The organism is Streptomyces durocortorensis (assembly GCF_016901035.1).
In the GTDB taxonomy this organism is placed as follows: domain Bacteria; phylum Actinomycetota; class Actinomycetes; order Streptomycetales; family Streptomycetaceae; genus Streptomyces; species Streptomyces durocortorensis.
On sequence record NZ_JAFEUF010000196.1, the window covers coordinates 1 to 13423 of the forward strand.

The window sequence follows — 13423 nt, forward strand, 5'->3', positions numbered from 1 at the left end:
CCCGTATGTCACAGCAGACGTTCGATACGTACGAGGAATTCTGGCCGTACTACGTGGCGATGCACTCCCGGGCCGCCCAGCTGATAGACGGTGTGCCCATGACAGGAATGCGTACCGCTCTGCGTGCCCTGGCCGTCACGGCCGCCGCCCTCCTCGCCGCCACCGCCCTCTCCCCCACCGCGCAGGCGAGTCCCGAACCGCGCGCGCCCGAGGAGTTCGTGGCGCTGCGTTCGGTGGATCCGACGATCATCCAGGAGATGCGCTACACCACGGCACACACCTTCATGGGTGAGCGGGTGGACGGGTACCGGCAGCCGGTCTGCATCCTGACCCGGCCCGCCGCGCGCGCCCTGCACCTGGCGCAGAAGCGGCTGTTGCGTCAGGGGTATTCACTGAAGGTGTACGACTGCTACCGGCCTCAGCGGGCCGTGGACCACTTCGTGCGGTGGGCGAAGGATCTCGACGACCAGTCCATGAAGCGGGAGTTCTATCCGCGGGTCGACAAGTCCCGCCTGTTCGAGGACGGTTACATCGCGGAGAAGTCCGGGCACAGCCGGGGCAGCACGGTGGACCTGACCCTGGTCAAGCTCCCCGCCCTGCCGACCAGGCCGTACCGTCCGGGTGAGCGGCTGACCCCCTGCTTCGCGCCGAAGGACGAGCGGTTCCCCGACAACTCGGTGGACATGGGCACGGGTTACGACTGCTTCGACACCCTCTCCCACACCGATGATCCCCGGATCCAGGGTGCTCAGCGTGCCAACCGGCAGTTCCTGAAGCGCACGTTGACCGAGGTGGGGTTCGTGAACCTGCCGGAGGAGTGGTGGCACTTCACCCACAAGCCCGAGCTCTTCCCGGACACCTACTTCGACTTCCCGGTGGATCGCGGGTCGGTCGGCAGGCACTGAACGGAACGGGCGACCGGGACCACCCCCGTGGGCTCCGGCCGCCCGTTCTTCATCTCGGACGCGAAAGGGGCGTGTCCGGTTGCGGATCGGGCGGCTACGGTGCCCGTATGTCACAGCAGACGTTCGATACGTACGAGGAATTCTGGCCGTACTACGTGGCGATGCACTCCCGGGCCGCCACCCGGTGGGTCCATCTGACCGGCACCCTGACCGGGCTCGCGATCTCCGCATACGGGCTCGCACGGGGCCGGAAACGGTATCTGGCGGCCCTGCCGCTGATCGGTTACGGCACGGCGTGGCCCGCGCACTTCCTGATCGAGAAGAACAACCCGGCCACGTTCGGGCATCCGGCGTGGTCGCTGCGCGGGGACGCGCAGATGATCCGGACGATGCTCGCGGGCCGGGACGCGGAGCTGGCGGAGATCGCGGCGAAGTGGCTGGCGGAGCACGGGGAGAGCACACCCTAGGGCGGCTCGGACCACACCCCTCGTCGGGGAAGGGCTCCCGTGGCACACTTCTGACGTATCGTCAGATCCAGTGCCGGGAGGGGCTGTGCCGCGTACACGTACACCCGTGGTGGCCGGTTGGTTCACCGAGGACGCCGCGGAGGAGGATTTCCGGCTGCTGGGCACCCGCTGCTCCGGCTGCCGGTCGGTCCACTTCCCCCGGGAGGACGGTCACTGCCGCAACCCGGGCTGTCCCGGCGGGGAGTTGGAGGAGGTGCCGCTGTCCAAGCGCGGCACGGTGTGGTCCTGCACCGACGGGCGCTACCGTCCCCCGCCCCCGTACGTCAGCGACCCCGACGCCCCCTGGACTCCGTACACGCTGGTCGCCGTCGAGCTGGCCGCCGAGCGCATGGTGGTGCTCGGGCAGGCCGCCCCGGGGGTGGGCGTGGCCGATCTCCCCGTGGGCTCGGTGGTGGAGGTGGTGCCGGGCGTCCTGGACGAGGACCGGGCGACGGGCACCGTGCACACGACCTGGCACTGGCGTCCCGTACCGGCGAAGGAGGGTCGGTCGTGACCGGCGACGTGGCCGTCCTCGGGGCCGGGATGCATCCGTGGGGCAAGTGGGGGCGCGGCTTCGTCACGTACGGCCGGATCGCGGCGCGGGCCGCGCTCGCGGACGCGGGCATCGGCTGGCCCGAGGTGCGGTCGGTGGTCGGCGCGCAGACGGTGCGCGGGGGCTATCCGGGGTACGTGGCGGGGGCGACGTTCGCCCGCGCGCTCGGGTGGCAGGGGGCGCGGGTGGCGTCCGTGTACGCGGCGTGCGCCTCCGGGGCGCAGGCCATCGACACGGCGCGGGCGCAGATCCTGGCGGGGCTGGCGGACGTGGTGCTGGTCGTGGGGGCCGACGCCGCGCCCAAGGGCTTCTTCGCCCCGGCGGGCGGGGAGCGTCCTGACGATCCGGACTGGCTGCGCTTCCGGGTGCTCGGGGCGACGAATCCGGCGTACTTCGGGCTGTACGCTCGCCGCCGCATGGCCCTGTACGGGGACACCCAGGAGGACTTCGCGCTGGTCAAGGTGAAGAACGCGGCGGCGGGGGCGCTGAACGAGTACGCCCGCTACCGCAGTCCGGTGACGGCCGAGGAGGTCGCCGGCTCAGCGATGGTCGCCGATCCGCTGCGGCTGCTGGACATCTGCGCCACCTCCGACGGGGCCGCCGCGCTGGTGATGTGCAGCATGGAGTTCGCCCGGCGGCGCGGGGTGCGCGATCCGGTGCGGATCCGGGGCGTCTCCACCGTGACGCCGACCTTCCCGCGAACGGTCCTGGATCTGCCGGACATCGGCACGGACTCGGCGGTGGCCGTGGACCCGTCGCCCGAGAGCTTCCGGGCCTCGATCGCGCGGACGGCGTACGAGGAGGCGGGGGTCGGGCCGGCGGATCTCTCCCTGGCGGAGGTCTACGACCTTTCCACCGCACTGGAGTTGGAGTGGTACGAGGACATCGGGCTGTGCGGTCCGGGCGAGGGGGCGAAGCTCCTGCGCTCGGGGGCGACCGCGCTGGGCGGCCGGGTTCCGGTGAACGCGAGCGGCGGTCTGGCCTCGTTCGGCGAGGCGGTGCCCGCTCAGGCCATCGCGCAAGTGTGTGAGCTGACCCGGCAGTTGCGGGGGCGGGCAGGACAGCGACAGGTGCCGGGCGCCCGGGTCGGCATCACGGCGAACCAGGGGCTGTTCGGGCACGGGTCGGCGGTGGTGGCGGTCCGTTGAGTCCTGGTTCCCGCCGAACAGTTTTCCCTGTGCTGCACTTGACTGGCCGTCACGGCCGCAGAACACTCAGGACCCGGCGCGCCGGGCGACGTGCGGCTCGTACCCCTGTCGGCGGGGGTACGGGCCGTACGCGTAACGAAATCGCCCGCGGCTCAGGTGGCGACGGGTTCGCGGGCCAGTGCCGCGCGCTCCAGGGCGTGTTCCACGACCGCGATCAGGACGTCCCGCACGGAGGACCGGTCCCGGGCGTCGCAGACGAGCACCGGGACCTCGGGGTCGAGGTCGAGCGCGGCCCGCACGGTCTGGGTGGGGAACCGCTCGGCGCCCTCGAAGGTGTTGACCGCGACGGTGAACGGGATCCGCCTGCGCTCGAAGTAGTCGACCGCGGCGAAGCAGTCCTCGAGCCGCCGGGTGTCGGCGAGGACGACCGCGCCCAGGGAGCCCTGGGCCAGCTCGTCCCACAGGAACCAGAAGCGGTCCTGGCCCGGTGTGCCGAACAGGTAGAGGACCAGGTCCTCCCGGAGGGTGATCCGGCCGAAGTCCATCGCGACCGTGGTGGTGGTCTTGGACTCGACCCCGTCCAGATCGTCCACCGGGCGGCCCGCCTCGCTGAGGCGTTCCTCGGTGCGCAGCGGCCTGATCTCGCTGACCGCGCCGACCGCGGTCGTCTTGCCGACGCCGAAACCGCCCGCCACCAGAATCTTCAGGGTGACGGGCTCGACGGGCCGCTGCTTGACGCGGCTAGAGCGCCCGAAGGCCATTGATTACCTCGCGAAGAATGTTCACGTCCGGCAGCTCGGCCGGCGGAACGGGTCGGGTGACGTGCACCAGCTCGTCCTCGACGAGATCACCGACCAGGACCCGTACCACCCCTACGGGGAGGTCGAGGTCGGCGGCGAGCTCGGCGATCGACTGGGGTCTGTCGCTGCAGAGTTCGACGATCGTCACGTGTTCGGGGGCGAGCGTCTGGTCCCGGCCAGGATCGTCGGCGGCCGGTTCCGGCACGACGAGCGCGATCAGGTCGAGGCGGTGCCGGGAGGCGCTGCTGGTACGCCCCCGGGTCATCGCGTACGGACGGACCACCGGTCCCGCGTCCGCGTCGTACCACCGCGAGGACTGGGGGTCGGCGGTACCGTCCGGGGATCCGGGGCCGGTGCCCCGGGGGGAGTCGGCGCTCATGCCCGCCACGCTCAGCCTCCGGCGGGCAGACCGGTCGTCCGTGGGGCGTTGGCCAGATGGGCCCCCACGCGCTTGACCATCAGCGTCATCTCGTACGCGACCTGGCCCACATCGGAGTCGGCCTCGGCCAGGACGGCGAGACAGCTTCCGTCGCCGGCCGCCGTGACGAAGAGGAACGCCTCGTCCAGTTCGACGACGGTCTGGCGCACCCGGCCCGCGTCGAAGTGGTGACCCACGCCCTTGGCGAGGCTGTGGAACCCGGAGGCGACGGCGGCGAGATGCTCGCTGTCCTCGCGGGTGAGGTCCGCCGAGGCGCCGGTGGCGAGTCCGTCGCTGGAGAGCACCAGCGCCTTGCGGATGCTGGCGACGCGCTGGACGAGTTCGTCGAGCAGCCAGTTCAGTTCGCCCGAGCCGTGGCGTGCGGGGTTGTGTGCTGCGGCGTTCGGTGCGGTCATCGACCGTCCCCTCCCGGAGTGGTTCCTGGTGCTGTGCCACCGGGGTCGCCGGTGTGCGCGGTGTCCTCGGCGGATTCGGTGGTCGCGGTGTTCTGGGTTGTCGCGGTGGTCGCGGTGTTCTCGGTTGTAGCGGTGTTCTCGGTTGTACCGGTCGTCTCGGCGAGTTCGGTGTGCTCGGTTGTACCGGTGGTCCCGGGTTCGGCGTTCTGCTGACGGCCGCGCTGCCAGCCTCGCTGGAGCGAGGCCATGCGGTCGCGTACCTCGTCGGCGTCGCGCTCGGCGTCGTCGAACGTGTCCACGGGCGCCCGGTGCACCGTCCGTTCCGGGGAGTCCTCACGGAGCTGGCGGGCGAGGCTGGCCTGCCGGACCCGCCGGGGCAGTCCGCCCACGGTGTCGGGCGTCGGTGGGCCGGCCGCCGCCGGGGTCTCCTCGCGCCCGGCCCCCGGTGTGCGGAGCGGCTCGGGTGCGCGCGGTGGCTCGGTCGAGCGGGACGGCTCCGCGGTGCGCGGTGCCTCTGTCGTGTCCGCCGTGCGGCGGGCGGCGGCCCGCGTGGTCCAGGGGGCGTCGGAGGTATGGGGCCTGTCGGCCGCCTCGGGGGTCCGGTCGGCGGTGCGCCGGACCGGGCCGGTGGCCTTCAGGGGGGCAGCCGGGCCGTCGCCCGGGCCGTCGACACGGCGGCCCCGGTCGGTGACCAGCGTCGGCGGGGTACGGCGGGGCAGCGGTACGGGCCCGGCGGGGCGCATCGGGCGGACCTCCGCCGTGGACTCGTCGCCGTGGTCGCGGGCCTGCTGGTGCTGGTCCCGGTCGGTGTCCCGGCGGGGGCCGCCGGGCTGGTGGCCGTCGGGCTCGCGGTCGCCCTCGCGGCGCAGGTCCCGGGCGCGGAAGATGCCGCCGCGCTCGCTCTCGGTGTCCTCCAGGTCGGACACGCCGTCCAGGACGGGGCCGAGGGCCGGGTCCAGGGCCGGGTCCGGCGTACGGTCCAGCGGGTCGCCGGCGAAGTCCAGCGGGCCGACCGGGGCTTCCAGCTCGACCGGCCCGTCCAGGACGCCCGGTCCGGTGAGCCCGGTGGGCACCGGCGACAGGACGGCGGACCTGCCGTTGACGCGGCGCTCGCCGCCCGTGGCCGTGCTCTGCGTGCCCTGGGCCCCATCGGAGCCCCGGCCGCTGCCGATCGCCCGCTCGGCCCGGCGGTCGAGTCGGAACCCGGTGCCGTGGGTGTCGGGGGCTTCGGTGAGCAGGGCGGCGGGGATGAACACGACCGCGGTGGTGCCTCCGTACGGCGATTTCTGGAGGGAGACCCGGACGTTCTGGCGCTGGGCGAGCCGGCTGACGACGAACAGGCCGAGCCGGTCGGTGTCGGAGAGCTCGAAGTCGGGGGTCTCGGCGAGCCGCAGGTTGGCGTCGAGGAGCACCTCGGGGGCCATGCCGAGACCGCGGTCGTGGATTTCGAGGGTGAAGCCGTTGGAGACGCGTTCGCCGTGCACCTGGACCGCGGTGTGCGGGGGCGAGAAGACGGTGGCGTTCTCCAGGAGTTCGGCGATCAGGTGGGTGAGGTCGGCCACGGCGGGTCCGCCGACGCCGATCCGGGCGAGGCGCCGGACCTCGATGCGTTCGTAGTCCTCGACCTCGGCGACGGCGGCGCGCACCACGTCCATCAGCTGGATGGGCTTGCGCCACTGGCGGGAGGGGGCCGCGCCGGAGAGGATCACGAGCCCCTCGGCGTGCCGCCGCATGCGGGTGGTGAGGTGGTCGAGGCGGAACAGGTCGGCCAGTTCGTCGCTGTTCTCGGTGCGGCGCTCCATCGCGTCCAGCAGGGTGAGCTGGCGGTGCAGGAGGACCTGGTTGCGGCGGGCGAGGTTGACGAAGACCTCGGAGACGCCGCGTCGCATGTCGGCCTGCTTGACCGCGGCCTCGACGGCGGCCCGCTGAAGGGTGTTGAGGGCCTGCCCGACCTGGCCGATCTCGTCGGGCTCGTAACTGAGGTGCGGGGCCTCGGTCTCGACGTCGACCTGTTCACCCGCCGCCAGCCGGCGCATCACGCTCGGCAGCCGGACGCCGGACACCTCGTGGGCGTCCTTGCGCAGCCGGGAGAGGTCGCGGACGAGTTCACGGCCGATGCGGACGGAGACGAAGATCGAGACGATCAGGGCCAGGAACCCGAGGACTCCGGCGATCCCGGCCTGCGCGAGGACCCGGTAGCCGGCGGGTTCGGCGCGGTCCTGGAACCGGTTGCCCATCTCCGTGGAGTCGCCGGCCAGCCGTTCGAGGACGGGCACGGCTGCCTCCTCCCAGCGGGCGGCGTCGACGGCGCCGGGGAGCTTCGCCGGTCCGGCGGCGATCAGGGCGTCCTCGGCGGTGCGCAGTGGTTCGGTGTCGGGGCTGCCCCAGAACTGCTCGACGCGTCGGCGTTCGTCGGCGGGCAGGTTCTCCAGGTTGACCTCGTAGAGCAGCTCGCGCTGCGCCACGAGGCCGGATATCTGGCGCAGTTCGGCGGTGGTGAAGCGGCCGGCGATGAGGCCGGAGGCGATCAGCGCGTCCTCGCGCGAGAGCGTCTCCCGGGCCCGGGAGACGCCGACCAGAGCCCGCATCTGCTTGTCCATCGACACGTTCTCCAGGGTGTGGAGTCCGTTGAGGAAGCGGTACGAGGGGTCGACGAGGCCGTTGTAGAAGTCCAGGGCCTTCGCCCGGCTGATGGTGCGCTTCTCGACCGATTCGCGCAGGGCTTCCAGTCCGTCGACGGCGCTCAGGACCGCGTCCAGGCGGCTGTTGTCGGCGGCGCTCAGCGCTTCGCGGACGTCCTGTGCCCGGGCGTTCTCCCTGACCTCGCCCACGATGCGGTCGGTGGCGGCGCGTTGGCCCATGAGGACGGGGAGCGCGTCGGAGGCACGGGGGTCGGCGAGGAAGACCAGGGTCTGCCGTCGCTCGTCCTGGACGGCGCGGACGGCGTCCTCCAGGGGGTGGCCGACCTTCTCCACGATGGATCCGGCGCTCATCAGGTCATCGGCCTGACGGCCGGTGATGTAGGTGGCGAAGACCCAGAGGCCCGTGAGGGAGACGAGCGGCACCAGCAGCAACGCCACGATCTTCCTGCGGATGGACTTCCCGCGAAAGCGCATGGCCTCCCCCAGATCGGCCCCGCACCGCGGGGGTCGCCCCGCGCGATGGGCGCGCGGGTTGTCTTCTCCGTCAATAAACGGCGCGAGCCTACTACTGACACAGAGACAACTCGAAGACACGTCCGGATGATTTTCAGCCGTCCGCCCTGTACTTGATCATGAGTTGTCCCGGTATTCCCGGAGATGAAATTCGCGAAAGCGACAGAGGACAACGGCCGGACTCCTCGGCACCGGCACGTATCAGTTGGCTGGAATTCTTCGCTCCGTGACCTTCTGTGCCCTGCGCGTGCTTTTTCGGGGGAATCTTCGGGACGAGTGGTTCGTCCATATGTACGGGGTAGACGCACGGTGGGGTCGTGCGCGGCAGGACGGACGTGTTCCGCCCGCGTAGAACCGGCGCAAGCCGGGCAGCCACCCTGAAGTCGGACAGTGGTGGGGAGTTGAAGGCCTTGAGTACGCAGGAACGCGGGAGCGCCGGAGCATCGGCGGCCGCGCGGACGGAAGCCGCGGACGGGGTGCGGGTGCCGCGGCAGTTGTGGGTGGAGGAGCCGGCCTCGAAGCGGCGGATGCCCGACGCGGTGCGGACGGCAGCGGTGCGCGCCGTTCTGATCATGTCGCTGACGATCATCCAGGCGATGGTCGCCTTCCTGAGCACCTTGACCGGCTCCTGGCTGGCCTTCCCGATGGTGCTCAGCAGCGTGGCCAGCACGGTGGTCGCCACCTGGGCGGTCCTGGACGTCTGGGTGACCCGGCAGGTGTGGAACCAGCGCAACGGCGTGGTGTCCGTGCCGAGCAGCTCGGCCCGTCAGATACGTCGTGAGCGGCGCCGGTCCCGCCGGGCCGAGCGGGCGGCCGAGCGGGACGGCACGGGCGGGGCCATAGGCGGCCGCCGGAGTACCGGCGACCTCTCCCGGGCCTGACCTCCTGATCGGTCTGCGGCCGGGCGGCGCTACTCGCCCGGTTCGGGGGCCGGGTGGGCGGCGGCCGCGGTCTGCTCGCTCCTCTTGAACATGCGGGTCGCCGTGATCTCGCCGTGGACCGTCTCACCGTCCGGGTCCTGCTGCGGCAGGCCGGGGCGCAGATGCTCCTCCACGCTGATGTACTTGAGCCCAGCCCTCAGGTCGGCGTCGTTGCGCAGCCGGATGACCAGGGGGAATTCGGCGAGCGCGGTCGTGTCGAACAGGCCGGTCGTGTAGAGCAGTTGTACGCCCAGCGCGTCCGACACCGCCCGCTGGAGCTCCAGCAGGTAGGTGGCGTTGGCGCGGCCGATCGGGTTGTCGAGGAACAGGGTGCCCGCGTGCCGGTGACGGTCGCGGCCCCGGTCGTTGCTGCGCAGGGCCGCCATCGTGCAGTAGAGGGCGATGGCGGCGGTGAGCAGCTGGCCGCCGGAGAAGACGTCGCCCATCTGCCCGACCGGGACACGCTCGGCGCGCAGCACGGCGTCCGGCTTCAGGATCTCCACCGCGATGCCCTTGGGGCGCAGGGCCGCCTCGACGCCCCGCAGCAGCAGGGACATGCCGTCCCGGCGCAGGTCGGAGTTCTTCTTGAGGGCGGCGCTGGTGGCCTCGTCGATGACCTCGCCGAGACGCTCGGTGAGAGTGGCCTGGTCGGGTTCCTCGAAGCGGATACGGAGGAATTCCTGACCCGACCACTCCCCCAGTCCTTCGGGGAGCTGGGAGAGCCGCTGGGCGGAGCGCAGGGTGGTGAGCGCCGACTCGACCAGTCCGCGCAGCCGGTCGACGATCGAGTCGCGGTTGCGCTCCAGCTGGATCAGTTCGTCGGTGAGGACGCGGAGGCGTGGGGCGAAGGCGTCGGCCCACTTCTGGGCGTGCTCGGGCAGCGCGGAGGCGGGCAGTTCGCGGATCTGCTGGCGGGCGGGGGTGCGGACCTGCTCGTAGCGGGTGGAGTTGGCATGCCGCACGAGGATGTCGCTCGCTTCCCGGACGGCGCTCTCGGCGGCCGAGAGGTCGGCGTTGCAGCCGCGCAGGGAGCGGCGGGACTCGGCGGCGGACTGCCGGGCCTCCTCCAGACTGCCGGGGTACGGGTCGGGGTCCTCGGTGCCCTCCTCCGCGCCGTGGTCGCGCAGGAGGTCCCGCAGGAGGGCCGCGGTCTCGTCGAAGCCGCCGGCGGAGTCCTCGGCGGTGCGGTGGGCGCGCAGCAGCTCGCTGTGGGCGGCGCGGGCGGTGTCCAGGGCGGCGGTGGCGTCGGCCAGTTCGGCGGTGGCGGTACGCAGGAGGGCCTGGGCGCTCTCGGCGTCGGCCGGGGCCAGGTCGTCCGGCAGTTCGGTGTGGTGGGGGCGTTCGTCGTCGGGGGCGAGCCGTTCGGCCTCGCCGCGCAGCCGGCCCAGGTGCTCGCTGGCGGTGGAGGCGCGGGTCTCCAGGAGCTGGACGTGCGCTTCGGCGCGGGCGGCGGCGGCCTGGCGGGACGGGCCGTCGGCTCCGTCGGTGCCCTCCAGGAGTTGGGCGGCGCGGGTGCGGACCTTGTTGGTGAGGCGGTCCAGCTCGGCCAGGGCGGCGCTCTCGTCGCTCTCGGCACGGGCCTGTTCGGCGCGCAGGTCGGCGCCGACGCCGACCTTCTCGTACAGCTGGGACGCGGCCCGGTAGGCCTCGCGCAGGGTGGGCAGGGCGGTGCGGGCCTTCGACTCGTCCTCCTCGGGGAGGACTTCGGGGACGCCGGCGATCTCGGCGCGCTCGGCCCGCAGGGCGCGAGCGGTGCGGCGGGCGTCGTCCCCGGCGCGCTGGGCGGCGCGGCGGTCCTCGTCGGCGGCGCGGGCGAGGTCGAGGCAGACGGCGGCGCGGGCCTCGGACTCGGCGGCCTCGTCGACCAGTTCGCGCAGGCGGGCCTGCCAGCCGGAGCGCTCGCGGAGCCGGTGGGCAAGTCCTGCGAGGGCGTCGGCGACGCGGCGGGCCCGCTGGGCGGCTTCCTGGCGTTCGTCGCGGACCCGGGCGGTGTCGGCGGCGGCCTCGTCGGCCTCGGCGCGGGCGGTGCGGGCCTCGGCGAGGACGGCTTCGGCGCTCTCGGCGGCCGTGCGGGCGGTGGCAGCGGCCTCGGCCAGTTCGGCGAGCATGCCGGGCGGGCAGTCGGCGCGCCACGAGCCGATGCGGGACGCGAGGGCGCGGTCGCCGGAGAGACGGGCGGCCAGCGTCCTGATGTCCTCGTCGCGGGCGGCGGCGCGGCTGCGCAGCGCGTGGCGTTCTTCGTCGGCGGCGTGTTCGTCGTGCATGGCCGGGTTCGGCGGGACGAGGAAGACGCCGTCGCTCGCGGTCTCGGAGCCGGTGCCGGGGGCCGGGACGGGGGCCAGGAGTGCGGCGGCTGTGCCGACGGCGACGGCCGAGCGCGGCAGCAGGGCCGCGCCGCCGAGGACCTCGCGGGCGCGGGTGTGGGCGTCGGGGTCGGTAATGACGACGCCGTCGACCAGTTCGGCGCGGTGCGCGAGGACGGCGGCGAGGTCGGCCGGGTCCACGGCCTGGGCGAGGTAGCGCCAGCCGGGCAGGGCGGGGATGCCGTGCTCGCCGAGATACTCGACGGTGGCCAGCACGTCGGGGCCGGGCGGCAGCAGCCCGCCCTCGCCGAGGGCGCCGAGGATGCGGGCGTCGTCGGCGGCGGCGGTGTGCAGGTCGAAGAGGCGGCGCTCGGCGGCGGTGACGGACTGGTCGAGGAGGTCGCGCAGTTCGTCGGCGCTGCGGTCGAACTCCTCGGCGGTCAGGGGCTGCTGGGCGGTGGCGGGCTGGTCGGCGAGGGCGACGGCGCGGTCGGCGGCGGTGGCCGGGTCGGTGGCCGTGACCGGGTCGGTGGCGGTGGTCGCGGTCGTCCCGCCGTCGCCGTTCCCCGGGCCGGTGTGTGCCGTGGCGCCCTGGGCGGGCCCTGACGCCTCGTCGCCGGATTCCCGGCGGGGGTGCGGGACGCCGGTGCCGGAGGGCAGGCCCAGCAGGTCCGCGAGGCGGGGGTCGGCGGCGATGGACGCGGCGGCGCGGAACTCGTCCTCGTAACTCTGCTCGGCGGCCTTGGCCCCGTCTGCGGCGCGGGCGGCGGCCAGTTCGGCGCGGCTCTCGGCGGCAGCCGCCTCGCGGGACGTGTCGGCGGCGGATCGGGCGGCTTCGCGGGCGGTGTCCCAGGCGGCGACGGCGGACTGTTCGGCGTCGCTGGCGGCGAGGGCCGCGCGGGCGGGGTCGGCGTCGGGCGCGGTGTCGTCGAGCCAGCCGGCCCGGACGGCCTCGGCGGTCTCCTGGCCGACCTCGGCGAGGCGCTGGCGCAGATGCCCGGCCTCGCTGCGGGCGCGCTGGGCCTCGGTGGCGGCGACCGTGGCGTCGCGGTGGGCGCGTTCGCCGGTGGCCTGAAGGGTGTCGGAGCGCTCCTCCTCCTCGTTGGCGAGGCGCTCGCCCTCCTCGGCGGCCCGGTGCAGGGCGCGGACGAGGTCGGTGGCGGCGGCGCGGTGGCGCAGGACGGCTTCGGCGGCCTGCCAGGCGGAGTGCAGGGTGCGGGCCTCGACCAGCTCCTTGCGTCCGGCGGCAGCGCTCTTCTCGGCGGCGGTGAGGGCCAGTGAGGCGTGCCGGTAGGCCAGTTCGGCGGCGATGAGGGAGCGGCTGCCCCGGGTGGACTCGGCTTCGGTGACGGTGTGGGCGGCGGCGGTGACACGTTCGGCCAGCTCGGCGGTGCGGCCGCGCTCCTCGGCGGCGCGGGCGGCCAGGCGGCGGGCCAGGGTGCGGGTGCGACGTTCGGCCCCGGCGTGGATGTCGCGGGCCCGGGCGCGGGTGTCGGTGGCCTCGACGATCCGGCCGAGGAGGTCCACGGAGCCGGCGGTGAAGTCGCGTTCGGCGGTCAGCTCGGCGCGGCGGCCCAGCTTGTTGCCGAAGCCGCTGACCAGGTCGGCGAGGCCGTCGGTGTCGCGGGTGTCGGTGACGGCGCGCAGCAGGAGGTCGGTGAAGTCGGAGTCCTTCTTGACCGCGAAGAGTCCGGCGGCCTCGCCCTCGTCGGCGTTCATCTCGCGCTGGTAGCGGAAGAGTTCGGGGTCGAGACCGAGGTCGCCGAGGTGTTCGTTCCAGCGGTCGTGGATCTCTTCCCAGTGCACGTCGAGGTGGGCGTAGAACTTGCCCGCGTCCATCAGTGCGTCGCGGAAGCCCTTCATCGTACGCCGCCTGCCGCGCGCCCCGGAGACGCCTTCGGCGGGGCGGCCCACGGCGGAGGCCTCGGCGACGGGCAGGCTGTCCAGGCTGAGCCCGGGTCCGGGGCGGAACGAATACCAGGCCTCGGCGAACTTGCGCGGGTCGTTGGAGACCTGGCGGCCCCGCCACTCGCTGACCTTGCCGACGACGACGCACTCACCGGTGAGGGTGTGCTGCCACTCCAGGGCGACGTGCCCGCAGTCGTCGGCGAGGAGGAACTTGCGCAGCACGCCGGAGCTGGCCCCGCCGAGGGTGTTGCGGTGGCCGGGGAGCATCACCGAGAAGATCAGCTTGAGCAGGACGGACTTGCCGCCGCCGTTCTCCAGGAAGAGGACACCGGCGGGCGCGGGGCGGCGGGGCGGGCCGACCGGCTCGTCCTCGAAGAACTCCGCCTGGGCG

Annotated in this window: 10 protein-coding genes; 5 read left to right on the top strand and 5 right to left on the bottom strand. The window is 73.4% G+C overall.

From position 1 onward, the window contains the following. The first annotated feature begins 107 nt into the window (after nt 1–107). From JS521_RS27270 to JS521_RS27285, 4 genes are all read left to right on the top strand, one after another. Entirely contained in the window at nt 108–905 is a 798-nt protein-coding gene (locus JS521_RS27270) for a M15 family metallopeptidase (protein WP_205085626.1), read from the top strand. Between the two features lie 107 nt (nt 906–1012). After that, entirely contained in the window at nt 1013–1372 is a 360-nt protein-coding gene (locus JS521_RS27275) for an Mpo1-like protein (protein ID WP_205085619.1), read from the top strand. Nucleotides 1373–1457: 85 nt separating this feature from the next. Further along, the gene (locus tag JS521_RS27280) at nt 1458–1925 is read left to right on the top strand and encodes a Zn-ribbon domain-containing OB-fold protein (protein ID WP_205085620.1); all 468 of its coding nucleotides are present in this window, start codon (nt 1458–1460) and stop codon (nt 1923–1925) included. Next, nucleotides 1922–3112 carry a lipid-transfer protein gene (locus JS521_RS27285; protein WP_205085621.1) on the top strand — a complete coding sequence of 397 codons (1191 nt, stop codon included), beginning with the start codon at nt 1922–1924 and terminating at the stop codon, nt 3110–3112. The genes JS521_RS27280 and JS521_RS27285 overlap by 4 nt, the downstream gene beginning before the upstream one ends. Before the next feature lie 152 nt (nt 3113–3264). On the opposite strand, the gene JS521_RS27290 is transcribed toward JS521_RS27285, so the two are convergent. The 4 genes from JS521_RS27290 to JS521_RS27305 are packed head-to-tail and all read right to left on the bottom strand — an operon-like array spanning nt 3265 to nt 7862. Then, the gene (locus JS521_RS27290) at nt 3265–3873 is read right to left on the bottom strand and encodes a GTP-binding protein (protein ID WP_205085622.1); all 609 of its coding nucleotides are present in this window, start codon (nt 3871–3873) and stop codon (nt 3265–3267) included. After that, the gene (locus JS521_RS27295; protein WP_205085623.1) at nt 3854–4291 is read right to left on the bottom strand and encodes a DUF742 domain-containing protein; all 438 of its coding nucleotides are present in this window, start codon (nt 4289–4291) and stop codon (nt 3854–3856) included. Before JS521_RS27295 ends, JS521_RS27290 begins: the two co-directional genes overlap by 20 nt. Nucleotides 4292–4302: 11 nt before the next feature. Beyond that, nucleotides 4303–4746, bottom strand: coding sequence for a roadblock/LC7 domain-containing protein (locus tag JS521_RS27300; RefSeq protein WP_007446101.1), 444 nt, complete (start codon nt 4744–4746; stop codon nt 4303–4305). Then, on the bottom strand, nt 4743–7862 hold the full coding sequence (locus JS521_RS27305) for a sensor histidine kinase (protein ID WP_205085624.1): 3120 nt from the start codon (nt 7860–7862) through the stop codon (nt 4743–4745). Before JS521_RS27305 ends, JS521_RS27300 begins: the two co-directional genes overlap by 4 nt. Nucleotides 7863–8428: 566 nt before the next feature. Here JS521_RS27305 and JS521_RS27310 point away from each other — a divergent pair. After that, nucleotides 8429–8782 (top strand): hypothetical protein, encoded by a 354-nt coding sequence (locus JS521_RS27310; RefSeq protein ID WP_205085627.1) that lies wholly within the window; start codon nt 8429–8431, stop codon nt 8780–8782. A 29-nt stretch (nt 8783–8811) separates the two neighbouring features. Here the strand turns inward: JS521_RS27310 and JS521_RS27315 are convergent. Further along, on the bottom strand, nt 8812–13423 hold a 4612-nt coding region (locus tag JS521_RS27315; RefSeq protein WP_205085625.1), incomplete at its 5' end, for a hypothetical protein.

What these genes read in the sequence shown, in the direction of transcription:
- JS521_RS27270 (WP_205085626.1), top strand. Translation starts at nt 108, where the DNA reads ATGCGTACCGCTCTGCGTGCCCTGGCCGTCACGGCCGCCGCCCTCCTC.
- JS521_RS27275 (WP_205085619.1), top strand. Translation starts at nt 1,013, where the DNA reads ATGTCACAGCAGACGTTCGATACGTACGAGGAATTCTGGCCGTACTAC.
- JS521_RS27290 (WP_205085622.1), bottom strand. Translation starts at nt 3,873, where the DNA reads ATGGCCTTCGGGCGCTCTAGCCGCGTCAAGCAGCGGCCCGTCGAGCCC.
- JS521_RS27295 (WP_205085623.1), bottom strand. Translation starts at nt 4,291, where the DNA reads ATGAGCGCCGACTCCCCCCGGGGCACCGGCCCCGGATCCCCGGACGGT.
- JS521_RS27300 (WP_007446101.1), bottom strand. Translation starts at nt 4,746, where the DNA reads ATGACCGCACCGAACGCCGCAGCACACAACCCCGCACGCCACGGCTCG.
- JS521_RS27305 (WP_205085624.1), bottom strand. Translation starts at nt 7,862, where the DNA reads ATGCGCTTTCGCGGGAAGTCCATCCGCAGGAAGATCGTGGCGTTGCTG.
- JS521_RS27310 (WP_205085627.1), top strand. Translation starts at nt 8,429, where the DNA reads ATGCCCGACGCGGTGCGGACGGCAGCGGTGCGCGCCGTTCTGATCATG.